Source organism: Rhizobium mayense (genome assembly GCF_030272705.1).
In the GTDB taxonomy this organism is placed as follows: domain Bacteria; phylum Pseudomonadota; class Alphaproteobacteria; order Rhizobiales; family Rhizobiaceae; genus Rhizobium; species Rhizobium mayense.
The window spans coordinates 68,516-90,895 of the sequence record NZ_JARFYM010000004.1; the positions used below are offsets into that span (position 1 = coordinate 68,516).

The 22,380-nt window shown below is 59.6% G+C and carries 23 protein-coding genes; 13 read left to right on the plus strand and 10 right to left on the minus strand.

Annotated features, from left to right (window positions below; genetic code table 11):
- Positions 1 to 16: 16 nt before the first annotated feature.
- The 3 genes from PY649_RS07620 to PY649_RS07630 are packed head-to-tail and all read right to left on the minus strand — an operon-like array spanning position 17 to position 3,758.
- Positions 17 to 2,305 carry a xanthine dehydrogenase family protein molybdopterin-binding subunit gene (locus tag PY649_RS07620; RefSeq protein ID WP_285867635.1) on the minus strand — a complete coding sequence of 763 codons (2,289 nt, stop codon included), beginning with the start codon at positions 2,303 to 2,305 and terminating at the stop codon, positions 17 to 19.
- On the minus strand, positions 2,302 to 3,285 hold the full coding sequence (locus PY649_RS07625) for an FAD binding domain-containing protein (protein WP_285867636.1): 984 nt from the start codon (positions 3,283 to 3,285) through the stop codon (positions 2,302 to 2,304). The genes PY649_RS07620 and PY649_RS07625 overlap by 4 nt, the downstream gene beginning before the upstream one ends.
- Positions 3,282 to 3,758: a (2Fe-2S)-binding protein gene (locus tag PY649_RS07630; protein WP_285867637.1), complete on the minus strand. Its 477-nt coding sequence runs from the start codon at positions 3,756 to 3,758 to the stop codon at positions 3,282 to 3,284. The genes PY649_RS07625 and PY649_RS07630 overlap by 4 nt, the downstream gene beginning before the upstream one ends.
- 433 nt (positions 3,759 to 4,191) lie before the next feature.
- Here PY649_RS07630 and PY649_RS07635 point away from each other — a divergent pair, with 433 nt between their 5' ends.
- The 6 genes from PY649_RS07635 to PY649_RS07660 all read left to right on the plus strand — a co-directional run bounded on the left by PY649_RS07635 (position 4,192) and on the right by PY649_RS07660 (position 8,319).
- Positions 4,192 to 4,875 carry a 5-formyltetrahydrofolate cyclo-ligase gene (locus tag PY649_RS07635; protein WP_349644414.1) on the plus strand — a complete coding sequence of 228 codons (684 nt, stop codon included), beginning with the start codon at positions 4,192 to 4,194 and terminating at the stop codon, positions 4,873 to 4,875.
- An 82-nt stretch (positions 4,876 to 4,957) separates the two neighbouring features.
- Positions 4,958 to 5,662 (plus strand): RNA polymerase sigma factor, encoded by a 705-nt coding sequence (locus tag PY649_RS07640; RefSeq protein WP_285867638.1) that lies wholly within the window; start codon positions 4,958 to 4,960, stop codon positions 5,660 to 5,662.
- Between the two features lie 90 nt (positions 5,663 to 5,752).
- Positions 5,753 to 6,274: a DUF4142 domain-containing protein gene (locus PY649_RS07645; RefSeq protein ID WP_285867639.1), complete on the plus strand. Its 522-nt coding sequence runs from the start codon at positions 5,753 to 5,755 to the stop codon at positions 6,272 to 6,274.
- 11 nt (positions 6,275 to 6,285) lie between these two features.
- Complete coding sequence (locus PY649_RS07650; protein ID WP_285867640.1) at positions 6,286 to 6,606, plus strand: cupredoxin domain-containing protein; 321 nt, start codon at positions 6,286 to 6,288, stop codon at positions 6,604 to 6,606.
- Between the two features lie 224 nt (positions 6,607 to 6,830).
- Entirely contained in the window at positions 6,831 to 7,145 is a 315-nt protein-coding gene (locus PY649_RS07655; RefSeq protein WP_285867641.1) for a hypothetical protein, read from the plus strand.
- Between the two features lie 154 nt (positions 7,146 to 7,299).
- Positions 7,300 to 8,319, plus strand: coding sequence for a LacI family DNA-binding transcriptional regulator (locus tag PY649_RS07660; RefSeq protein ID WP_285867642.1), 1,020 nt, complete (start codon positions 7,300 to 7,302; stop codon positions 8,317 to 8,319).
- A 29-nt stretch (positions 8,320 to 8,348) separates the two neighbouring features.
- On the opposite strand, the gene PY649_RS07665 is transcribed toward PY649_RS07660, so the two are convergent.
- The 7 genes from PY649_RS07665 to PY649_RS35040 form a co-directional block, all read right to left on the minus strand.
- Positions 8,349 to 9,359, minus strand: coding sequence for a zinc-dependent alcohol dehydrogenase family protein (locus PY649_RS07665; protein WP_285867643.1), 1,011 nt, complete (start codon positions 9,357 to 9,359; stop codon positions 8,349 to 8,351).
- Between the two features lie 82 nt (positions 9,360 to 9,441).
- Entirely contained in the window at positions 9,442 to 10,230 is a 789-nt protein-coding gene (locus PY649_RS07670; RefSeq protein WP_285867644.1) for an L-iditol 2-dehydrogenase, read from the minus strand.
- Between the two features lie 114 nt (positions 10,231 to 10,344).
- Entirely contained in the window at positions 10,345 to 11,403 is a 1,059-nt protein-coding gene (locus tag PY649_RS07675) for a carbohydrate kinase family protein (protein WP_285867645.1), read from the minus strand.
- A complete protein-coding gene (locus PY649_RS07680) occupies positions 11,403 to 12,074 on the minus strand; it encodes a D-lyxose/D-mannose family sugar isomerase (protein ID WP_285867646.1) in 672 nt (223 codons plus the stop codon). Before PY649_RS07680 ends, PY649_RS07675 begins: the two co-directional genes overlap by 1 nt.
- On the minus strand, positions 12,074 to 13,228 hold the full coding sequence (locus tag PY649_RS07685) for a Gfo/Idh/MocA family protein (protein ID WP_285867647.1): 1,155 nt from the start codon (positions 13,226 to 13,228) through the stop codon (positions 12,074 to 12,076). The genes PY649_RS07680 and PY649_RS07685 overlap by 1 nt, the downstream gene beginning before the upstream one ends.
- A gap of 21 nt (positions 13,229 to 13,249) precedes the next feature.
- Entirely contained in the window at positions 13,250 to 14,074 is an 825-nt protein-coding gene (locus PY649_RS07690) for a class I fructose-bisphosphate aldolase (RefSeq protein WP_285867648.1), read from the minus strand.
- A 322-nt stretch (positions 14,075 to 14,396) separates the two neighbouring features.
- Complete coding sequence (locus PY649_RS35040; protein WP_349644415.1) at positions 14,397 to 14,969, minus strand: hypothetical protein; 573 nt, start codon at positions 14,967 to 14,969, stop codon at positions 14,397 to 14,399.
- 180 nt (positions 14,970 to 15,149) lie between these two features.
- On the opposite strand from PY649_RS35040, the gene PY649_RS07700 reads away from it, so the two are divergent.
- From PY649_RS07700 to PY649_RS07730, 7 genes are all read left to right on the plus strand, one after another.
- Complete coding sequence (locus PY649_RS07700; RefSeq protein ID WP_285867649.1) at positions 15,150 to 16,034, plus strand: dihydrodipicolinate synthase family protein; 885 nt, start codon at positions 15,150 to 15,152, stop codon at positions 16,032 to 16,034.
- 24 nt (positions 16,035 to 16,058) lie between these two features.
- Positions 16,059 to 16,718, plus strand: a complete 660-nt coding sequence (locus tag PY649_RS07705; protein WP_285867650.1) for a GntR family transcriptional regulator — start codon at positions 16,059 to 16,061, stop codon at positions 16,716 to 16,718.
- A gap of 51 nt (positions 16,719 to 16,769) precedes the next feature.
- Positions 16,770 to 18,098 (plus strand): ABC transporter substrate-binding protein, encoded by a 1,329-nt coding sequence (locus tag PY649_RS07710; protein ID WP_285867651.1) that lies wholly within the window; start codon positions 16,770 to 16,772, stop codon positions 18,096 to 18,098.
- Positions 18,098 to 19,033, plus strand: a complete 936-nt coding sequence (locus PY649_RS07715) for a carbohydrate ABC transporter permease (protein ID WP_285867890.1) — start codon at positions 18,098 to 18,100, stop codon at positions 19,031 to 19,033. Before PY649_RS07710 ends, PY649_RS07715 begins: the two co-directional genes overlap by 1 nt.
- Positions 19,033 to 19,854, plus strand: coding sequence for a carbohydrate ABC transporter permease (locus PY649_RS07720; protein ID WP_285867652.1), 822 nt, complete (start codon positions 19,033 to 19,035; stop codon positions 19,852 to 19,854). Before PY649_RS07715 ends, PY649_RS07720 begins: the two co-directional genes overlap by 1 nt.
- A gap of 39 nt (positions 19,855 to 19,893) precedes the next feature.
- A complete protein-coding gene (locus PY649_RS07725; protein WP_285867653.1) occupies positions 19,894 to 20,964 on the plus strand; it encodes an ABC transporter ATP-binding protein in 1,071 nt (356 codons plus the stop codon).
- 265 nt (positions 20,965 to 21,229) lie between these two features.
- Positions 21,230 to 22,312: a substrate-binding domain-containing protein gene (locus PY649_RS07730; protein ID WP_285867654.1), complete on the plus strand. Its 1,083-nt coding sequence runs from the start codon at positions 21,230 to 21,232 to the stop codon at positions 22,310 to 22,312.
- Positions 22,313 to 22,380 lie beyond the last annotated feature (68 nt).

Sequence of the window (22,380 nt, forward strand, 5' to 3'; positions counted from 1 at the left end):
ATCCTCGGTTGGACTGCTACATGAGCTTGTCCAAAGTGATCGGCAGATCGCGGATGCGTTTGCCGGTCGCATGGAACACTGCATTGGCGATCGCCGGCGCGACGCCGACGATGCCGACTTCCCCGACGCCCTTGCCGCCCAATGCCGAGGCATTGTAGTCCGGCACGCCGACCGAGATCACCTGGATATCCGGTATGTCCGAGTTCGTCGGCACGAGGTAGTCGCCCATGTTGTTGTTGACCGTCCGGCCGTTGCGCATGTCGACCAAGCCCTCCTCCAGCAGCGCCTGGCCGATGCCCATGATGATGCCGCCGCGCCACTGGCTTTCGACCAGCCGGGGATTATAGAGCCGGCCGCAATCGAAGGCGGAGACCATGCGGGACACCCGCACCGTGCCGAAATCCTCGTCCACCCGCACCTCGGCAAAATGGGCGCACCAGCTATGCATGGAATATTCGCCCATGGTCGGACCCTGAACCTTCGACAAGGTCGTCCAGGCCTGGTGATGATCCTGGGCGCTTGCCCCTTCCGGCAACGTGTCGCGACGGATTTCGATCTCCACGCGCTTGAGCCTTGCCATCAATTCCGCCAGCGTAAGAGAGGGGCCCTCGCCGCGCGGGGCAGTGACACGGCCATCGGCGAAGTTCAGCGTATTCGCCCCTGTGTCCCGGAACGGCGAGTTGGCGTCGTTGAGCGCCAGCCCGATGAGCTCGTCGCGCGCAGCCGTTGCCGCCTTGTGCACGGCCCCCATGATGGAACCCGCCAGCATCGAGCCGCCGGCGATGGCCGAACCCGGCAGACGGGAATCCCCGAGACGGACATCCACCTGATCGACCGAAATTCCAAATATATCAGCCGCGGTCTGGGCCAGGATGGTATAGGTCCCCTGCCCCATGTCGATCGCGCCGCTGACGACTTCGACCCTGCCATTTGCGAGGATGCGGATCAGGGCTTCGCTCGGCGCCCGGATGACCGGGAAGGTACCGCAGCCGATGCCCCAGCCGATGAGCTGGCGGCCGTCTCGCATGGAACGCGGCGCGTGACTGCGCCGGGACCAGCCGAAGGCCTCCGCACCTGTGATCAGCGCCTCACGCAGGCGGCGCGTCGACCAGGGCTTTCCGGACTGATAGTCATGATCGGCATAGTTCTTCAGCCGGATTTCGAGCGGATCCATGCCGAGCTTGTAGGCCAGTTCCTCCATGGCGCTTTCGATGCCGAAAGCACTCGGGTTCTTGCCCGGACCGCGGAGCGCGCCCGGCGTGACGGTATTGACCGGCACGACCCGATGCTGCGAGGAGAAATTCTCCACTTTGTAGAGGATCGGCGTCGCTGCGCCCGTCTGTTCCGGCCAGTCCGCATAGGTAGACGTCTCGCTGGCGCCGCGATGCACGATCGCCTGCAGGATGCCGTCTTCCGTTGCCCCAAGCTTGATTGTCTGGCGCGTCGCGGCACGGCCACCATAGCTGGTGAAGTTCTGGGTTCTTGTAACGGCGAGCTTCACCGGCCGACCAAGTTTTCTTGCCGCGAAGGCAGCTACCGCACCATAGGCGAGAGCCCCACCCTTCGAGCCGAAACCGCCGCCGATGAAGGGCGAGATCAACTGGACATTCTCGAAGGGAATGCCGAACCATTCGGAATAGGTACGCGCCATGCCATGCGACCACTGGCTCGGCTCCCAGACGGTCAAATGATTGCCGTCCCACCTTACCGTCAAACCGTGCGGCTCCATCGCGACGTGATATTCACGCGGGGTGCGAAATTCGCCTTCGACCGTGACGGGCGCTGCGGCGAGTGCTGCTTCCGCATCGCCCCAGCCGGCGGTGAGGTTGTCCATCACCTTGCCTTCGCCGGCATTCGGGTCATCGAGGCTCGGGATCGACGGGCTCTCCTCATAGGTGACGCGGACCAGCTTGGCGGCTTCAGCGGCCTGTTCACGGCTTTCCGCAACGACGGCTGCGACTGCCTGGCCGTTAAAGCGAACCTCGCGCGGCAGCGGATAGTAGGGCTGGTTTTCGGGTCGATTGCCGTACCAGTCGGTAGCCGTCACGAGGCCGAGATCGTCATCCGGCGTCAGCACCATCAGCACGCCTGGCGCGGCAAGCGCCATCGCCGTATCGATCTTCACGACGCGGCCGGCCGGGATGGTGCTCTGCACCAGGACAGCATGGGCAAGACCTTCAGCCGGATATTCCAGCGCATAGGTCGCGGAGCCCGTGACCTTCATGCTGCCTTCGAAGCGGGACTGACGACCGCCGATCGTACCGTCGGAGGCGTCGCCGTGTTTGCGGGGTTCCATAATGGTCATGCGAGACCTCCAACCTTTAAGATGGCGCGGCTAACGACGCGCGGCGCGAGTTCAATCTTGTAATGATTGCCACCATTCGAGACGGCCCCCTCCATTGCGAGACGGCTGGCCTTGTCGATGGTTGCCGCATCGAGAACCTTGCCGATAAGCGCCTGTTCGACGGCGTGGGCCCGCCAAGGCTTGGTGGCAACTCCACCAAGGGCGATGCGGATATCGCGCACGGTCCTGCCGTCCGCCTCGAACGCGAGACCGACCGCCGCGCTGGCCGCCGCGAATTCGTAGGACTGCCTGTCGCGGACCTTGAGATAGGTCGAGTTTCGTGCGGCGTCAGAGGCTGGAATGACGATGCCGGTGATGAGCTCACCGCGTTCAAGGATAGTCTCCTTGTCCGGCGTGCTGTCGGGCGTCAGAAAAAAATCATCGATCGCCACCTTCCGGCCGCCGAGATCGACCAGCGCATCAGAAGCTGTCAGAGCGACGGCAAGGTCGCCGGGATAGGAGGCAATACAATCATCGCTCGTGCCGAGAACGGCGTGATTGCGGGTCACCCCGCCGATCGCCGAACAACCGGATCCCGGATTGCGCTTGTTGCAGGCGGTGAAGGCGCCCGGATCGCGGAAATAGGAACAGCGGGTTCGCTGCAGGAGATTGCCTCCGATCGTGGCCATGTTGCGAAGCTGCGCGGACGCGGCAAGCGACAAGGATTCCGAAACTGCCGGGAAGGCGACGCGGATATCCTTGTGGTCGGCCACCTCGCTCATCCGGGCAAGCGCACCGATCGTGACGCCCTCGGCATCGACGGCAATTGCGTCCAATCCGGTTAGATGGGTGATATCGATGACGGTTTCTGGCTCGACCACCCCGCATTTTGCAAGATCAAGGAGCGTCGTGCCGCCAGCGAGCAACATTGCACCGGCCTGGAGTGCAGCGCTGCGGGCCTCGTCAGCGGAAGCGGCGCGGAGATAGGAAAAGTCTTTCATCGAGCCGTCTCCGCCGCTTCGCGCACCGCCGCGACGATGCTGTTGTAGGCCCCGCAACGACAGAGGTTGCCGGACATATATTCGCGGATTTCCGCATCGGAACCCGCATGGCCTTCTCGAATGCAGGCAACCGCGGACATGATTTGACCCGGCGTGCAGTAACCGCACTGGAAGGCGTCGTTTTCGATGAAGGCCGCCTGGACCGGATGCAGATCGCCGTTTTCACCCGCCAGCCCTTCGATGGTGCTGACCTGTCGGCCTTCGACCTGGGCGGCAAGCGTCAGACAAGAGAGCACGCGCTTGCCGTCGACATGACAGGTGCAGGCGCCGCACTGGCCCTGGTCGCAGCCTTTCTTTGTGCCGGTCATCGCGAGATGCTCGCGCAACGCGTCGAGCAGCGTGACGCGCGGTTCGACATCGAGTTCGTGGCGCCTCCCGTTTATGTCGAGCGAGAGATGGATGGTTCGTGTCATGAAAAGCTCCTGCCTTCGTCACGAGAATGAAAATATCGGCTTCTACAAGGGACTGGTCGATGGTCGGCCAAAGACTAAATGTTTTCTCCAAGGGACGCGCCGACGCGGTTTCGGCATGACGTCCTGGAAGCGTCTGGATTAAGAAGTGAAAGGCGCCCACATAACCGGAGGCGCCTCCGGTTAAACTAGCGGCTTATAGAACTTCGTCAAGTCTCTTTTCTTTGAAGCAGCGTTCGACGGCGGCCAGGGCGCACATGGCACTGTCCCGCGCCGCGCGGCCGCGGCATCGCCGAAAACCTCCCCCGGGCAACGCGCCAACGGAAAAATCTCGATTCCAGAACTAAGTTCACATATAATTCTCCAAACAAAAACGATCATTTGAGCCCAAGCAGGTTTCGATGGCGGATCACAAAGCGCTATTTGAGGAATGCAGATGACCATGTCGGATCAGCGAGATACGGACGACGCGTCCTCTGAATTCGCATCGCCAGCCTGCCTAATGCATGAGATCCAACCAGCCTCCAGCGGCTCTTCGGCTAACGAGGCTGCCCCCTCGGACATTCCGGCATGGCGGAAGACAGAGCGTCAAAAATTGATCGATGAGCGGAAATCCTTGCTGTCGGCGCAGCGGGAGGAATTTACCCGCTTGATTGCGAATTATCTTAATCACGTGGTTACCGACGTCGCCGGCCGATACATCAGCATGTTCTGGCCGTTTCTGGGAGAGCCCGATCTCCGCGGATGGATGGCTGCTGCGACCAGCCGTGGCGCGACATGCCTGCTACCCGTGGTCGCCGCCAAACGAACACCCCTGATTTTTCGGTCGTGGAAAATAGGAGAGCGGCTGGAACGTGGCATCTGGAATATTCCCGTGCCGGCAGACGGCAAGGAAGCTATCCCCGATGTCGTTATTGCACCGCTCGTCGGATTCGATAGCAATTGCTTCCGGCTTGGCTATGGCGGGGGTTATTTCGACAGGACCCTCGCTCATCTCGGCCGCAAGCCGCTGGCTATCGGCGTTGGCTTCGAATCGCAAAAGATCAAGACCATCCATCCCCTCGCCCACGACATTCCGATGGATGTAATCGTGACAGACACCGGGGTGCGATATCGATGAACTCCCGCGCAAATCTCAAAACCTTGAGAATCTCGGGAACATTTTCCAAGGCCGGACATCCAATCGCCGATTGGAGATGAAAATGAAGGCAACAAATCTTGTAGTCCTGGCCGGACGGGCCCTTCCGGATGATCAGACGAGTGACGCCGCTCTGATCGAGCACGCCACCGGCAGAGATCCTGGGGCATTTCGAACGATCATGCGCCGCTATAATCAGCGTCTTTTCCGGATTGCGCGTGCCATTGTGCGCGACGACAGCGTCGCCGAAGACGTTGTTCAGGAAGCCTATATGCATGCCTTTGAGCATCTCGGCAATTTTCGAGCCGAGTCATCATTGTCCACGTGGCTGCACCGGATCGTCATGAACGAGGCCCTCGGCCGGCTTCGCAAGACTTCGCGCAGCCCTGAGGTTATCTTGCCTGCCCATGCGGCAAGCGCTGACGTCGTCCCATTTCCAAATGGCATAGCCACAGACGATCCGGAAAAGACCATGGCACAACGGCAGATATTGCGGCTTGTGGAAGAGGCGACGGACGAATTGCCAGATGATTTTCGCCTGGTTTTCATTGCGAGGGTCATCGAAGGCATGAGCGTCGAAGAAACCGCAGAGCTCTTGGGTATCAAGCACGCGACGGTGAGATCCAGGCTTCACCGCGCCAGGGAGCTGTTGCGAAAGCACATCGACGATCGTATCGGCCCAATGCTCCTCAATGCATTTCCCTTTGCCGGATGGCGCTGCGAGCGGCTGACAACAAAAGTGATGAAACGACTGGGCATCGAAGAATAATTTTGGGAACGTTGCGCCTCGATCGGCATCCAATGAGCGTCACCAACAAAAACCGGCACGCAACTCGTCGCCGGAAAGAGGAGCTCTAGAATGTTTGTCCGATTGAGCGCGGCCGTTGCCGCAATCTGCCTTCTCAGCCCCGCAGCTTTTGCCGCCGGCGCTGCGCCGACAGATCCACAGATCGCCCACATCGCCTATACGGCCGGAGTGATCGACGTCGAAGCGGCAAAGCAGGCTCTCAGTATCTCCAAGAACAAGGAGGTCACTGCTTTCGCGAACGAGATGGTACGCGACCACGAGGCCGTCAACAAACAAGCCCTCGACCTTGTAAAGAAGCTGAAGGTCACCCCCGAAGACAATGACACAAGCCGCCAATTGACGAAGGCTGCAACTGAAGAGCGCGCCAAACTCGCAAAGCTCAAGGGCGCCGCCTTCGACAAGGCTTATGTCGAGAACGAAGTCGCTTACCACAAACAGGTCAATAGCGCCCTCGAAGGCACGCTGATCCCGTCAGCCCAGAATGCCGAGCTGAAGGATCTCTTGAAGACGGGCCTCAAGCTGTTTCAAGGCCATGAGCAGCACGCCGAGCATGTTGCTTCAATGCTGAAATAAGGAAGCAGACGATGCGAATTGCATGTGACGGCCGGCTGCGATTGGCCGGCCTGGGGCTGTTGCTATCCGTCCTTCCCGCCGAGGCCGCGACGATCGAGGTCACCATTGAAAAGCTTGAAATCAGGCCGGCGGTGGTCAGCGCGACCGTCGGCGACACGATCAGGTGGGTCAATAAGGACATCATGGTGCATACGGCCACTGCCGATGGAAGATTCGATGTCGTCATTCAACCGCGTCAGTCGGCTTCGACGGTGGTAACCAAGGCAGGTGTTGTTGATTATTACTGCCGCTTTCATCCGAACATGCGCGCCCGACTGGAGGTGGCCGAGTAATCATCTTCAAATACGTCTCCGGCGGATCGCCTCGGTCCGCCGGCCAGGTTGTATTCGCATTTGAGCCCGTCGAACGGCTGGGGTGCCGAACAAAACAGCAAACCGCCTGCCAAACCGGCATTGTCTCGTACCGGCGCCTCGGCCTCCCCGTAGGGATTATCGTCTCCAGACATTGGCATAGGGATTGCTTCGGTATCCCTGGATACCTGAAGAGACGATATTCGATGCTGTATGTTCTCCCCGCCTTGCTTTTGAGCTTTTCCCTCGGGCTCAGCTGGAACAGATTTCTGCTTACATTTACAAGCCGCACCGAGCTGCTTCAAAATCAGATGCCGGTGACGGTGGTCGCCGCAGCCGTCAGCCTTTCCGCGTTCGCGCTGTCCGTCGGCGATATGGGCCCCTGGTTGGGAGGAACGATCGTCCTGCTTGGACTTGCGCTCGCAGCAATAATCAAAGGTCTTTTCCACCCCATTCCCGTCGTGGCGCTTTCAGCCGCCAGCCTCGCGGCCTACCTGTATTTTAGAGTACTTGCCGTTTAGGTCTCAACGACGGCAACCGGCGGAAAGGCCTCGAGTTGCTCGTATCGCGCTTGATGCCGCGTGCTGCCGGTGGTTTAGTCAGTGGCGAAATCGAGGTGAACTTTTGCAGCTCGTCTCTTGAATGGTCTACCGCTAAAGAAAGAAATGCGAGCAAGTGACGACCAGCATCAGACATATCGCCAAACTTGCGGGAACATCGGTCTCTTCGGTCTCACGCGTTCTCAATAATAGTGGCTATGCCTCGCCCGAACTCAGGGACCGGGTGGAAGCGGCTATACGCACACTGAACTATACGCCCAGCAAGGGCGCACGCATGCTGCGGGGTGCGCCAAGCCGAATGATCGGGCTGATGCTGCCGTCGATCGACGTGCCCTTCTTCGGCATCCTGGCTCATGCCATCGAACAGGAATTGTTCCAGCGCGGCTACCAGACGCTGATCTGCAGCACAGCGGAGAATATGGATCATGAGGCGCGCTACACGTCCATGTTGCTTTCCCAGCGCGTCGATGGCGTCATCGTGGCAAGCGCCTTCGGCAGCACCGAGCATTTCGAGGTGCTGCGGGACGCAGGTATTCCGATAATCGCCATTGACCGCGAGCTCAGCGGCATCGCTGACGACGCGGTCATGGCCGATCACGAGGAAGGCGGCCGTCTGTTGGCGCGTCACCTGATCGACCTCGGCCATCGGTCCATTGGCATCGTCGGTGCGCCGGCGCACAGCCAGCCAGTGCAGCTTCGCCTCCGAGGCATCTCAGCAGAAATGGCGAAAAGCGGGATCACGCCCGCTGCCGTGACGATGGCCGAGGAGCACAGCTTCGCGGCGACCTACCCGCTGGCGCGGGATCTGCTGGCGGCGCATCCGGAGATCACGGCAATCATCGGCACGACCGATATTTCGGCGATTGCGGCAATCCATGCCGTCCTGGATCGTGGTTTTTCCGTTCCAGACGATTATTCGGTGATCGGTTTTGACGATCTGCCGGAGGCAGCCTATGTCTTTCCGCGGCTGACAACGGTCGCACAGCCCATCCGCGATGTCGGGCAACTGGCGGCACAGCGGTTGGAAACACTGATCAAGGAACATCAGACGGGGAACAAAGCGCGACCGGGCACCGTCGTGAAAGTGCCGGTCACTCTGATCCATAGGGACTCCACCGGCCCCGTCCGTGGCTGAGGCGGAGTAGGGTCATGGCGTGACCCGAACTATGGTCGGACGATGACTTTGATCTCGCCTGGCAATGGCGCGCTGCCCACCACCTCCGCGACCTCTTCGAGACCGATGCTCTTGGTCACCAGCATATCCAGCTCCAACGCCCCGCTCGCGACCATTGCCGCAGCCCGCGAATGGGTGAACGGATTGAGATAGGCCGGCCTTATGTCGACTTCACTGACGAGCAGATTGAACGGCAGGACGGGCACCTCGACACCTGCGGGTGTCACTCCGAAAAGCACGAAGATGCCGCCGCGTCGCGCCATCCGCAGACCAGTCTGCAAGGTGTCGGGCACACCGGCGCATTCGATGACGACATCCGCGCCACCGTGGGTGACGTCTCGAACAGCGGCGACCGCGTCCGAAGCTGCCGGGTCAAAGGCATGCGTCGCTCCCACCTGCAGCGCGGTCTGCCGTCTCGAGAGCTGCCGCGTGATCAAAATCACCTGGCTTGCTCCAGCCAAGCGGGCCAATTGCACCATAAGCAGGCCGATCACACCTCCTCCCAGGATAGCGACGCTCTCGCCCGGTCGGATCTCGGCTTTGTCGATGGCATGAAGACAGCAGGCAAGCGGCTCGCAGAAAGCGCCGTGCACGGGATTAAGTTCGGCAGGCAGCGTGAATGCCTGACGGTACGGCACCGCCGCATATTCGGCAAAACCCCCATCTCGCGTCACGCCGATCGCGGTCAAATTCTCGCACAAGTTCACCCGCCCGCGTGTACAGGCATGACAACGGCCACAGGCGATATTCGGGTCCACGGTCACGATCTCACCGCCGGTAAAGCCTGCAACCTCATTGCCCACCTCTTCCACGATGCCGCAGAATTCATGGCCCATGGTGACCGGAATCGCCGTCGGATACTCGCCCTTGTACATATGGCGATCGGAGCCGCAGATGCCGGCGGCCAAGACACGGACAAGCAATTCGCCCGGCCGGGCAGCCGGTTTTTCGACGCTGCGCATCGTCATGGACCCGATCGACTCCAAGCGAACAGCCTTCATTCCTCTCCTCCTCGCTAACGATTTCACATTGCAGAATGACGAACCTATCCGGCACTGGCCTGGGAAGGCCCTGCCCGACCGATCAGCTCATGACGTTGCCGCCATCGACATTGTAGCACTGCGCGACGATGTATGCCGCATCCGGCCCGGCCAGGAAGGCAGCCATGGCAGCCTGTTCTTCGGCCATCCCAAATCGTCCGGCGGGAACGGCGGCCGCCACGCGGCGCTTCACCTCGCCGGGCTGCAAACCTTCGCGGCTCCCAAGTTTCGCATCAACAACGTCCCACATCGGCGTATCGACCACGCCGGGAGCGATGGCGTTCACGTTGATCCCGTAACGGATCAGTTCCAGAGCGCAGCTTTGGGTGATACTGATAACGGCCGCTTTGGAGGCGCAATAAGCCACGGCAGGTCCCTCGCCGCGGCGGCCGGCCTGAGACGAGAAATTGATGATGCGCCCGCCCTCGCCTCTCTCAACCATATGCCGGGCAACGGCCTGCGTCATGAAAATTACGCCTTCGATATTGACCTGGAAGACCCTGGCCGTGCGCCTGCGCGACATCTCCAGGATGGATTGGACGTCGTAAATGCCAGCGGCGTTCACCAGTATGTCTATCTTGCCGGCGGCCTCTATCGAGAAAGCCACGGCGGCGTCGATGCTCTCCTGGCTGGTCACGTCGAGCGCCACGCCCCAGCTATCGGGGCCGATCGCCTTCGCGACACCTGCGCATCGTTCGCTGTCGAGATCGGCTACGACGACCTTCGCTCCTTCGGCTGCGAAGCGCTCACAAACAGCCTTCCCGATACCGCTCGCGCCTCCCGTGACCAACGCCACCTTTCCGGACAGTCGAGATGTCTGCACAAAAGTCATCGCGTCAGCTCCTTGATCGCCGCGCCGCCACGGCCGCTACCATGCATGGCTTAATGTCGTCCTTCCTTGCTTGGATCATGACTGGCCACCTTCTGCCGATGCAGACTCAACAGGTTAATCGGATACTGGATTCATCTCCCTCGTGTCCTCAAGAAGGACCGCCATGCTGGGGACACCGTCGGTGGCGGTTGCGCCTCCAAGACAACGCGCGGCCGCAGCGTGGGCGACGGCGCAGATTTGTTCGACGGCCCAGTCCCCGTGCAGGCCGTAAAGCACGGCGGCACAGAAGGCGTCCCCAGCGCCGACGGTGCTGACAATGTTGCCCAGATCGACGGATCGCGACCGCGTGACGACGGGCGGAGCACCGGGCGCAAACCAGAAACAGATTTCCGGCGCATGGATGACGGCGCCTTTAACGACACCTGCCCTGAGCAAACGCTCGCCGGCGGCCAGAAGCGCCGCCTCGATCAACTCTCCCTTTGCGTCACGCACGGTGACACCGGCTGCCCGCCCCGCCTCAAGCTCATTGATGATCAGAAAATCGCAATAGGGCAGAGCGACACCGACCTTGGCGGCGAATTCCGGGTCTTCGCTCGATACGAAATCCACGCAGGTCGTGAGCCCCGCGCGACGCGCGGCTTCCAGCAGGCGCGATGCCCCTGAACAGCCGTCCGGACCGATCTGCTCGAGCCCGGGCAGCAACATCAGATAGCCGAGATAGAACAGCCGATAGCCGGCGTTGGCAAAGGTCGCAGGCGAGATGAGCGCGTCCGTCACCGCATCGTTGGCGCCGCCACGATAGAAGAAGGTGCGGTTATGGCCGGGCACATTCATAACATGCGTGTGTCCCGTCACCTGGTCGGCAAGCGGCGTCAGGCCGCCTATATCGATGTTTGCGGCCGCAAGGCGCGCCCTGACGATCTCTCCATCCGCATCCGCGCCGATGCAACCAGCCGCGGCGAGCTTTCCGGGAAAACCGAGCGAGGCCAGATCGGTGACCACATTAGCGGCCCCTCCCCCAACGCCCACATCCTGATGCAGAATATGCGCGAGATTGCCCTGCTCGGGCCAGTGGGACAGCGTATGCACGCGGTCGACAATGAAGTTTCCCGCGCAAACAATGCCTCCCTTATCTTTCTCTTCGCCGTCGCGAACCTCCTCCCCGGTCCGCATCAGCCACCTGCCTCATTCCATAGGGGTCTGAGGGGCGGCTCATCCTCCTCGATCGCCGCGAAGCGCCCGATCGGCTCCAGAAAATAATTGTCGCTGTTGTCGTCGTTGACCTGGCTGACCTCGCCGACGAACACAGGCCCGCCGCCCTTTCGGCCGTAGAAGCGATGATAGAGCCCCGTGTGGATCGTGACGCTCCGGCCGGGCGACAGAACCAGCGGCTCCCAAACGGCAAGCTTCCTCGGCAAGCCATCCACCGGAACGGTCACATCGTCCCGCAGCACATTGCCGTCGGGGTCGCTCGCCGCGAATTCGATGATGAGATCGCCGCCAGCCCGGTTGATGATGTCTTCCATCTTTGCCGCATGGCGGTGGGTCGGCGTCTCCTGCCCCTCCTCGACGAAAAGCAGCTTTTCGGCATAGGTGCGCTCGCCCTCAACGCCAACGATGCCGTTGCGCAGGCAGAACAGCACCAGGCCGCATTCGGAAAATCGACCTGAACCGAAGTCCGTGACATCCCATCCCAATTGATGAGTGCGCAGATAGCGCGCCGCTTCCGGATGGGCGGCGAAATCCGCTGCAGTCCAGTAGCCCCATTCCGGCAGGGACCATTGCCAATCTTCGAGGGTCTTCGTTGCGCGCCGCAGCGCTTCATTGATCTCGGAGCGCTTCATCAGGCGTCCGCTCCTTCATAGTTGACCGGCACCACGACATTCTCGCGACCGGATTTGAGTGCCGCCGTCAGTATTGCGTGGTGAGCCTGAGCCTCGGCGGGTGTCGCGCAGCCAAAACCGTTTGCATTTCCGCCCGCCAGCTCGTCGACGAAGGCCGCCCACATTTGCTGGATGGCATCGGTAAAGCCGAATTCGAAAATCTTGCCGGTGATGGTCGGAAACAGCGAGCCGTATCCAATGTCCTCGGTGCTCCAGGCCTGCGCGCCGCCATTATAATCCATCCACTGCCACTGGCGGGGCGTCTTGGTGCTGAAGAAGGCACTCTTCCTCATGCCGAGAACGCGGATGTACCAAGTGTTGGATTCACCTGGCGCTATGCGCCAGGTTTTCAGCACCATAGGGAAATCCTGATCCCCGGTGCGCACGCGGCTGCTGATCGTGGCATTGTCCCAGGTGGTGCAGGGCAGCATGCCACCCTTGCCGTCAGGGCGCTCGGTAACCTTCTTGATCAGTTGCGCATGCAGCGTTTGAGGCCGCCAGCCGAGCCGAAGCGGCACGTGCAGCACATGCATGCCGAGATCGCCCATGCAACCATATTCGCCGTTGATATCGGCCACGCGCTTCCAGTTGATCGGCTTCTGCCGGTCGATATCCGAGGAATGCAGGAAGCCGGCCTCGACTTCGAGGATATCCCCCATCTCGCCGCTTTCGGCGAGCGCAATGACCTTCTGTGCGCCCGGGAAGAAAAGCATTTCCGACGAGCAGCGAACCAGCAGTTCGGGATGCTCGGCGAGGACCGCCATGATCTCACGGTTCTGAGCCGCATCCATGCCGAACGGCTTTTCACCGAGCAGATGTTTTCCGGCCTTCAGAATATCGACGTAGAACTGCTGGTGAAGCACATGCGGGACGGCGCAATAGACCGCATCGACCTCAGGATTGGCCAGAAGCTCCTTGTAGTCGGCAGTGAATTGCCGAACCGTCGGCACATTATCCCTAAACCAGTCAAGCAGCGTCGGGTTGGTATCGCAGACGGCGGTGATTTCCGGCCGCGCCTTCATATCGGCCAAATGCAGCCAGCGCGCCGCAGCACTTGCGAATTCGCGCCCCATCAGACCACAGCCGATGACGCCGAAGCGGAATATTTTTGTCATGCCTCCTCCTCCCAAAATGCGTCAGGCGAGATGCCGTGAGGCTCCTTCGACCGAAGCCTTGTCATGGACGATCGCCATCAAGGCCCGTGTCATGCCCGCGGGATTGTTGTGCTGAATGACGTTGCGGCCGTAGACGATGCCGCGAGCGCCCTGCTCCATCAACTGCTTGGTGCGGGTCAGTATCTCCTGATCGGAAACGCGGCCGCCGCCACGCACCAGCACGGGAAGGCCCTGGGCGATTTCGACGACACGATGATATTCCGCGACATTGTCGCAGGGGTCGGCCTTGATGATATCAGCGCCGAGTTCGGCCGCCTGACGGACAAGTGGCAGGATCTTGTCGATCGCGCCGTCGACCATGTAAGCTCCCTTGGAATTGTCCTGCATGACCAGCGGCTCAACCATCAGCGGCATGCCGTAGATCTCGCATTCTCGCTTCAGGCTGTTCACATTGCGCACGCAGGCGCGGTAGACTTCGGGCTGGTTCGGCAACATCAAGAGATTGACGACGACGCAGGCAGCGTCCAACGCGACGCCTTGCTCCACCGCCCTGTCGATCATTTCCGAAAACAGCGCAGACGGCAGCGGATTGCCATAGATGTTGGCAATGTCCGTGCGCAGCACCAGCGCCGGGCGTTGCTTGCCGGGAATGGCCTGCAGAAGCGGCGCTGTGCCCGGCGGAAGCTGAATGGCATCCGGGCCCGCATCCGCGATCACCTTGATGGCAGTCTTCATGTCCTCAATGCCGGCCAGGAAGGTCCGCTCATTGAACATGCCGTGGTCGATGGCGACGTCGAAGCAATTTCCAGACACGCCGAAAAGGCGGTTAATCCGCGCGAACTTCATCAAGTTCCTCCCAATGCGGTAACGTTTCCACATCCCACATTAAGGGACCGGGATTATGAGTCAAGGGTCGTGTGGTAACGTTTCCACATCCCCATGTCCGAATGAAATAAGGGCCGACAGAACACAGCCATGCAAACATTGCTGCTTGAGGAGATTCCTACATGGGAACCCGCCGCTCGCGAGGGGGCCGAACCAACGACGGGCTTTGGTGACGGCTAGTTGGTCAGCGCTGCCACTTGCCAACCAACGGCCAAACAATAAGCTGCGGGATTTGTCCCATTGCGCGCGAAATTGTCGCCGCCGAAGGGGATAATGCTTGTCGTCATTTGACGCCGACGAGTTTCACGAGCTGATTTTCGTCGTGGACCCCCTGCCTATAGAGTTCAATGACCATTGCCGCAATTTTCTCGGCGTCTTCGGTATTGCGCGCAATATTGAGTTTGAGCAAAATGGCATCAAAAGCGTGTTGGCAGATGTTTAAATCCGTTGAATCCAGAGCCATGTCATGCTTGCTGAGATATTCTTTGATCACGGCCGTTCTTTCGCCCCATCGCCGTCGCCACAGCGGCAAACAGCCCATTTTCGACCGAAATGAATTCCAGCACAATAGCGTCGGCGGCTTGCCCGCCCTCAAAGGTCTTCGACAAAAAGGAGCCCCGTTGTGAACAGGGCTTGAAGTGAGAGTGCGGATATTGTGACTTGCCATATGCAAGTCCTGAAATACTAACGATTTATCGCAGCTTTTGGTTCCAATTTGCGAGCTAGGGCTTTTGACATTGCCGAGCAGACATTGATCGACGCCAACGCCACAGCCTAGACCGCGACCTTTCTGCTGCCTGACAAAACCCGCCGTTGGCGTGAGGGGCGACCAACGACGGGTTTTCACTAATGTCATAAAATTGGCCGGCTCATCCGGCCGAAGGAGGAACGTCAGCGACTGTTGTTTGTTCCGCGCCGGTATTGGCTCGTTCCACCTCAACCTTTTTCCACTCATCGACACCGACTGTACGATTCAGACTATACAGCTAACATGTTAGCATGTATGTACTGACTACACACTGGGGAGGAATGAAACTTGTCTCGCAAATTCGGTCTATCGGTTGCGCTTACGACGCCCTTCGATACCAACGGCGATATCGCGATCGGTCCAATGATCAACCAGGCCGAACGAAGCCTGGCATCGGGATGCTCGAGCGTCACGCTTTTCGGCACCACCGGCGAAGGATCCTCTATCGGAACGCAGGAGCGGGAAGAGGTGATCAACGCCTTCCTGGAAGCAGGGGTGGCGCCGAACCAGATCATCGTGGGCGTCATGGCGGATTCTGTCGAGGACGCCGCCGCACAAGCTGGGTTCGCGCTGACCAAGGGCGTACGCAACATCCTGCTTGCACCGCCTTTCTATTTCAAGAATGTCAGTGATGACGGGCTGTTTCGCTGGTTCTCGGCCGTATTCGCACGGCTGGCCGACAAAGCGCGGGACATCATCGTCTATAACATTCCTTCCGTTACCATGGTGCAGCTCTCGGTGGCACTGATCGGCAGGCTGCGCAGCGCCTTTCCCGGCATTGTCACAGGCGTCAAAGACTCCTCCGGCGATTGGCCGTACACCGAGGCGCTGTTGAAGGCGCATAGCGATCTCATCATCCTGATTGGCGATGAACGCCACTTGGCCAGAGGAGTTCGCTTGGGTGGCCAGGGAGCAATCTCCGGGATGGCGAATTTCGTGCCGCACGAAGTGCGGTTGATGGCTGAAGAAGGAAAGGATGATCCGCGCGTCGAGAACTTTGTCCCGGAATTGCTGAAATTCCCGGTGACTGCGGCAGTCAAAGTCATGGTGGCACAACTCTCAGGGGACGAAATCTGGCTTGCGGTTCGTCCGCCGCTTGTTTCAATATCCGGCGAAGGACGGAATCATCTCGCCGGGGCGTTCAACGCGCTTTTCAGGTCCAAGGCGGCTTAGACGAACAGGACTAGGGAGAAGACGATGGATGGCATGGACGAGCAGCCGACGTTGCGGGAAAAAGCTTATGCAAGCTTTACCCACCATCTGCTTGCTCGCGATGTGCGGCCCGGTCAGTTCGTCTCGCAGCGCAGGCTCGTGGAGCTGACAGGACTGCCGCTCGGCGCCATCCGTGAGCTGATCCCGCGGCTGGAAGCCGAAGGCCTGATCATGACCGTGCCGCAACGTGGTCTCCAGATCGCCCATATCGATCTCAACCTTATCCGCGAGGCCTTCCAGCTACGTCTCTTTCTAGAGAAGGAGGCTGTCGCGCTTTTCACACATTCGGCTTCAGACGACACGATCGCCAAGCTCTTGAAGCAGCACCGCGATATTGCCGACGCCATACAGGCAGGCGACACCTCGCCGGAGCTGGAGATCCACGCACAATCGGTGGACTGGGGCATGCATGATGCCTTCATCGACGCGCTCGGCAACACCATTATTTCAAACGCCTATCGCGTCAACTCGATCAAGATGCGGTTGATCAGCCAGGATCGATTCCGGATCAACGGGCATGTCGGGCCTGTCATGAACGAACATCTGAGAGTGCTTGAAGCGATCCAAAGACGATCCGCGGAAGATGCTGTCGCGTCTCTCGTTTCGCACATCAACGGAGCCAGAGATCGTGCATTGAAAATTTGAATTCAACGGGCCGCAAATGAGGAGATTTCCGGCCAAAGGAGGAGGAACAGCATGGCATCATTCATTAATCCCACACGCCGTCACTTCATGGCGGGTACGGCGGCTGTGGGAGCGGCAAGCCTGCTCGGCATACGAACGGCATCCGCGTCGGTGGATTGGAAACGGTTTGCCGGGACCACGTTGGAAGTCAATCTGATCAAAAGCCCGCGTAGCGAAACCATTCTCAAAAACCTCAGCGAATTCGAGGCATTGACCGGTATCAAGGTGAATGCCGAGGCGACACCGGAGCAGCAACAGCGCCAGAAGACGACAATTGAGCTGAGCTCCGGAAAGCCGAGCTTCGATGTCGTTCATTTGAGTTACCATGTCCAGAAGCGCCAGTTTGAAAAGGGCGGCTGGCTCGCCGATATCAGCGGCTTCCTGAAGGATCCCTCCTTGACAGACCCGTCGCTGACCGAGAGCGACTTTGCCGAAGCCGGCCTGGCCTTCGCCAAGGATTCAAACGGCGTTCTTCGTTCGCTACCCTTCTCGGTCGATTATTGGATCATCTACTGGAACAAGACGCTCTTCGAAAAGAAGGGACTGTCTTACCCGACCAATTTCGATGAGATGGCGCAAGCGGCGGAAGCTCTGACCGATCCGTCGACCAATACCTATGGTTTCGTCGCTCGCGGCCTCAAGAATGCCAATACCCCCGTCTGGACGACATTGATGCTTGGCTACAGCATGACGCCGCTTGGACCCGATGGGAAATTGCGCACGACGTCCGACGAGGCGGTTGCGGCAGCCAAGCTCTATCAGCGCCTGATGACCAAGTCGGCACCTCCTGGCGTTTCCGGTTTCAACTGGGCTGAAGCCCAGTCGGCCTTCCTCCAGGGCAAGATCGGCATGTGGCTCGACGGCGTCGGCTTTGCACCGCCAATCGAAAATCCGGAAAAATCCCGCGTCGTCGGCCAGATCGGTTACGGCATCATGCCGAAAGGCCCGAAAGCGCAGGCAGCCGCAACCACCGGCGATGGCATCGGCGTCGTGGCTGCCAGCAAGAACAAGGAAGCCGCCTACCTCTTTTGCCAATGGGTCATATCCCATGACATGGGAGCGCGGCTGTTGCAGGCAGGCGCGGGCGTGCCATTCCGCCAATCCGTCCTTGAAGATCAGAAGGTTCGGCAGGGCGTTACCATGCCGAGTGCTTGGCTTGACGCGGTAGTCGGCTCCGGCAAGGTGTCGCAGCTTGCATTGCCCGTCATCATTCCGGTCACCGAGTTCCGCGACATTTATGGCGTCGGTCTCACAAACATGATCGGTGGTGCCGATCCCGCAAGCGAACTGAAGAACGCGACCGCGCAGTTTGAGCCGGTGCTTGCGCGAAGCGAGGGATGATGGCTTCCGTGAGCATGGGAGATACCACGGCGACCGCAGCCAAAAAAAGGAGCAAGCCCCGAGGGCTTGCTCCCAATTATTGGCCCTTTGTGATCCCGGCCTTGGTGGTCATTGCCGCAGTCATCGTTTTTCCATGGGTCTTTACCTTGTGGATGAGCGTGAATAGCTGGACGCTCGGGCAATCCCAGAGTTTTGCAGGATTTGCGAACTACGCCCGCCTGGCCACGGATGTCCGTTTCTGGGAAGCGCTGTGGCATACCGTGCTCTATACCGGGCTATCCGTCATCGCGCCGGTTTTCCTCGGAATGCTGGCCGCTCTTATATTCGATGCGCAATTCCCATTGCGCGGCTTTCTGCGAGGCATTTTCGTCATGCCGATGATGGCGACGCCGGTGGCTGTCGCGCTTGTCTGGACGATGATGTTCCACCCGCAACTCGGGGTGCTCAATTATCTGCTCTCCTTAGTCGGCATCGGGCCGCAGGAGTGGATCTACAATCAGATGAGCGTCATCCCGTCGCTGGTGCTGGTCGAGACCTGGCAGTGGACGCCACTCGTCATGCTGATCGTGCTTGGTGGTCTGGCCGCCGTTCCGCGCGAACCCTATGAAAGTGCCGAGATCGACGGCGCCAATGCCTGGCAGAAATTCCGCTATCTCACCCTGCCGATGATCGCGCCCTTCCTGATGATCGCCGTCATCATTCGCAGTATCGATGCGGTCAAGAGCTTCGACATCATCTATGCGATGACACAAGGCGGGCCTGGAACGGCCTCCGAGACGATCAACATCTATCTCTACAATACCGCCTTTTCCTATTACGACATAGGCTACGGCTCGGCCATGGCGGTCATCTTCTTCATCCTCATCGTTGCGCTTTCCTTCGTCCTGCTCATGGCGAGACAGCGTGCGAACTGGTCGGATACGGAGACACGGTGATGAAACGCAAGACGCTCGATCGCATCGGTCTCCTTTTCGTGGCACTGGTCATGATTTCGCCGGTCATCCTCTTCTTCCTTTGGATGATCTCGCTCTCGTTGAAATACGAGATCGACAACGGCGCCTATCCGCCGATCTTCATTCCAGACCGTTTCGCCTGGTCGAACTACGTCAAAGTTTTCCAAGAGAACAATTTCTTCCTCTATTTCTGGAACTCGATCCTGGTGACGGGGTCCGCGACATTGCTCGCCCTGCTGATCGGCGTTCCGGCCGGCTACGGCATCGCACGGCTGAAGGCGGAGAAGTCGGCGGTCGTCATCATGATCGCGCGCATGACGCCGGGCCTTTCCTTCCTCATTCCGCTGTTTCTGCTCTTCCAGTGGCTGAACCTTCTGGGAACGCTCTGGCCGCAGATCATCATCCATCTCGTCGTGACGGTTCCGATCGTCGTGTGGATCATGATCGGCTATTTCGAGACGACACCGATGGAACTGGAAGAAGCGGCCAGCATTGACGGCGCCACACCGTGGCAGGTCTTCCGGCTGGTGGCCCTGCCAATGGCCAAGCCGGGGATCGTCGTTGCCTTCATTCTCTCCGTCATCTTCTCATGGAACAATTTCGTCTTCGGCATCGTGCTTGCCAGCCGCGAGACCCGCACCCTACCGGTCGCCGTCTACAACATGCTGTCCTTCGAGCAGGTAAGCTGGGGGCCACTTGCCGCGGCGGCACTGATCGTGACCCTGCCGGTGCTGGTTCTGACGATATTTGCCCAGAAACAGATCGTTGCCGGCCTGACCGCAGGCGCCGTCAAAGGCGGCTGATCACACAAGCCTCTGACCTCTTTCGAACAGGATTCAACCATGGCACCCGTGAACATACAGAACATCCAGAAGCGCTTCGGCCAGGTCAAGGTCATCCATGATATCAGCGTGGACATCGCCGATGGTGAGTTCGTGGTCCTCGTCGGCCCGTCGGGCTGCGGCAAATCGACATTGCTGCGCATGATTGCCGGGTTGGAGGAGGTCAGCGATGGCGAGATCCGTATTGGCGCACGCGAGGTCAGCAACCTGCCGGCGCGCGATCGCGACATCGCCATGGTGTTCCAAAATTACGCCCTCTACCCGCATATGACGGTCGCCGAAAATCTGGGCTTTGCGCTGAAATTGAAAAAAGCCAATCCCTCGGAAATTTCAGCGAAGGTGGAGAAGGCGGCCGCCATTCTCGGTCTCGAAACGCTGCTGGACCGCTTGCCGCGCCAGCTTTCCGGCGGACAGCGTCAACGCGTTGCGATGGGCCGCGCGCTGGTGCGCGATCCGCAGGTCTTCCTGTTCGACGAGCCGCTCTCCAACCTCGACGCGAAGCTTCGCGTTCAGATGCGAGCCGAGATCAAATCCATGCATCAGCGCGTCGGCACGACGACGGTCTATGTGACCCATGATCAGGTCGAGGCCATGACGATGGCCGACAAGATCGTCGTCCTGCATGGCGGCCTGATCGAACAGATCGGCGCGCCGCTCGATCTCTATGATCGCCCGGCCAATCTTTTCGTCGCCGGTTTCATCGGCTCTCCCGCCATGAACTTCATCGACGGCAAGATCGAAGAAGGTGTATTTCGCAGCGACAAGGGCCTTATCCTGCCTCTGCCGGAGCGGCTGCCCGTTTCGCAGCATGGCGGGCGCCCGCTGGTCTACGGCATCCGCCCCGAACATATTCGCGCCGAAACGGGAGGCATTTCGGGGCGGGTAGAGATTGTCGAAGGCACGGGTTCGGAGATTTTTGCCAGGCTCGATTGCGGCGGCGAACAGATATCCTGCCTCTTCCGCGAACGGCTCGACGTCCGCTTCGGCGACACGATCGGCATCGCGATCGATGCGGGCAGCGCGCATCTGTTCGACAAGGCGAGCGGCAAGCGGCTCGCTTTCGATCGTTAGGCCGGCGCGTCGTCAGTTCTGTCTTAGCCCTTTCGTGGATTCGTCGCCGCTTACGCAATGTGGTGATTGTCACCAGCGCGTGCGGTGAAAAAGCGATCATCGGGTGTTTCCAAGACGAACAAATTCGCCAATACGATGAGTTCACCGTTTACTTGCATCAGAATTGCGCAGAATATTAGCAAGTTAGGGAGGACGCCTTCGGCCCCACTCTCGATAAATTGCGCTCGAACGGCTGTACTCCCTTGGTTTCATGGGAGGACCAATCATGAGGCGGATTTTGCTGTACGCGGGATCGACCGCGATACTGTCGCTTGGCATTTTGCATGCATTTGCACAGTCGGGCAGTGTGGAGAAAGCGGTTGGCGGCTACAATTTCGCTGAAGCCGCCAAGGAAGCGCCGGGAACGAAGAACTTCCATTCGGCCGACGGTCATTTGACCTTCGCAATCGTGACACACACGGCGGGCAATGGCTTTTTTGACCCTGTCTATGTCGGCGCAACCGTCGCCGCCAACATGATCGGTGCCAAGATATTGCTGCTCGGTTCGGAATCGCCGGTGGACGATCCGGCTCGCGAGATCGAGATCCTGAACCAGATCGTTCAGGACCCAACCATTGACGGGATTATTATGACGACGCCGCAAGTCGGCGCCTACAATGATATCGTCAAGGCCGCCGAGGCGGCTGGCATCCCGGTCGCCACGACCAATTCGTACGATGCTACCCTTATGCATCGCAGCGGCATAAGCCATACAGGTCAGGACGCATCAGCCGCCGCAATCGGCGGCGAGGCGCTCGCAAATTGCGTGCTCAAAAGCGGCAAGACCAGCGGCTCGATTGTCCTGCCATCCTCGACGGCGATGGGCAACATTGAGGTGAACAACCGCGTGAAGGCCGCTTTCAACGCAATCGTCAAGACGCTGAAGGACGCCGGCAAGCTCGACGCCTTCAAAGTCGATGCCGGTCCGGAGAATGTCGGCATCGACACGAACCCGAACGATCCGGTCAACGCCCTTGTTTCGCTCTTCGAGTCCCGCGGTGACGTGGTCGGCGCCTTTACAGCCAACAACGTCTTTACGCCCCCGCTCGTCAAAGCAGTCGCCCAGATGGGGTTGACCAACAAGTTCTGCGCTTTTGGTTTCGATCTCGGCCCGGCACAGCAGGAAGGTATTGCCGCTGGAAATCTGACCGGCTCGCTGGGGCAACAGCCGTTCCTGCAGGGCTTCTGGCCTGTCATGCAGCTCTATCTGCAAATCGATCGCGGCATTTCTGCCGCCAATCTCGACACGCGCGCCCAGCTCGTGACGAAGGATAACGTCGCAAAGGTTGGCAAGCGCTTCGAAAACTAGGCGCTCGCAGTATCCGGAATGATGCAGGGGGGCGCAAACCCGCCTGCATCACGGCGGCAAGATTGATT

What these genes read in the sequence shown, in the direction of transcription:
- PY649_RS07690 (WP_285867648.1), bottom strand. Translation starts at nt 14,074, where the DNA reads ATGAAGTTCGCGCGGATTAACCGCCTTTTCGGCGTGTCTGGAAATTGC.
- PY649_RS07685 (WP_285867647.1), bottom strand. Translation starts at nt 13,228, where the DNA reads ATGACAAAAATATTCCGCTTCGGCGTCATCGGCTGTGGTCTGATGGGG.
- PY649_RS07635 (WP_349644414.1), top strand. Translation starts at nt 4,192, where the DNA reads ATGACCATGTCGGATCAGCGAGATACGGACGACGCGTCCTCTGAATTC.
- PY649_RS07725 (WP_285867653.1), top strand. Translation starts at nt 19,894, where the DNA reads ATGGCACCCGTGAACATACAGAACATCCAGAAGCGCTTCGGCCAGGTC.
- PY649_RS07620 (WP_285867635.1), bottom strand. Translation starts at nt 2,305, where the DNA reads ATGACCATTATGGAACCCCGCAAACACGGCGACGCCTCCGACGGTACG.
- PY649_RS35040 (WP_349644415.1), bottom strand. Translation starts at nt 14,969, where the DNA reads ATGACATTAGTGAAAACCCGTCGTTGGTCGCCCCTCACGCCAACGGCG.
- PY649_RS07630 (WP_285867637.1), bottom strand. Translation starts at nt 3,758, where the DNA reads ATGACACGAACCATCCATCTCTCGCTCGACATAAACGGGAGGCGCCAC.
- PY649_RS07720 (WP_285867652.1), top strand. Translation starts at nt 19,033, where the DNA reads ATGAAACGCAAGACGCTCGATCGCATCGGTCTCCTTTTCGTGGCACTG.
- PY649_RS07705 (WP_285867650.1), top strand. Translation starts at nt 16,059, where the DNA reads ATGGATGGCATGGACGAGCAGCCGACGTTGCGGGAAAAAGCTTATGCA.
- PY649_RS07640 (WP_285867638.1), top strand. Translation starts at nt 4,958, where the DNA reads ATGAAGGCAACAAATCTTGTAGTCCTGGCCGGACGGGCCCTTCCGGAT.
- PY649_RS07715 (WP_285867890.1), top strand. Translation starts at nt 18,098, where the DNA reads ATGGCTTCCGTGAGCATGGGAGATACCACGGCGACCGCAGCCAAAAAA.
- PY649_RS07670 (WP_285867644.1), bottom strand. Translation starts at nt 10,230, where the DNA reads ATGACTTTTGTGCAGACATCTCGACTGTCCGGAAAGGTGGCGTTGGTC.
- PY649_RS07680 (WP_285867646.1), bottom strand. Translation starts at nt 12,074, where the DNA reads ATGAAGCGCTCCGAGATCAATGAAGCGCTGCGGCGCGCAACGAAGACC.
- PY649_RS07655 (WP_285867641.1), top strand. Translation starts at nt 6,831, where the DNA reads ATGCTGTATGTTCTCCCCGCCTTGCTTTTGAGCTTTTCCCTCGGGCTC.
- PY649_RS07625 (WP_285867636.1), bottom strand. Translation starts at nt 3,285, where the DNA reads ATGAAAGACTTTTCCTATCTCCGCGCCGCTTCCGCTGACGAGGCCCGC.
- PY649_RS07650 (WP_285867640.1), top strand. Translation starts at nt 6,286, where the DNA reads ATGCGAATTGCATGTGACGGCCGGCTGCGATTGGCCGGCCTGGGGCTG.
- PY649_RS07710 (WP_285867651.1), top strand. Translation starts at nt 16,770, where the DNA reads ATGGCATCATTCATTAATCCCACACGCCGTCACTTCATGGCGGGTACG.
- PY649_RS07675 (WP_285867645.1), bottom strand. Translation starts at nt 11,403, where the DNA reads ATGCGGACCGGGGAGGAGGTTCGCGACGGCGAAGAGAAAGATAAGGGA.
- PY649_RS07645 (WP_285867639.1), top strand. Translation starts at nt 5,753, where the DNA reads ATGTTTGTCCGATTGAGCGCGGCCGTTGCCGCAATCTGCCTTCTCAGC.
- PY649_RS07730 (WP_285867654.1), top strand. Translation starts at nt 21,230, where the DNA reads ATGAGGCGGATTTTGCTGTACGCGGGATCGACCGCGATACTGTCGCTT.
- PY649_RS07665 (WP_285867643.1), bottom strand. Translation starts at nt 9,359, where the DNA reads ATGAAGGCTGTTCGCTTGGAGTCGATCGGGTCCATGACGATGCGCAGC.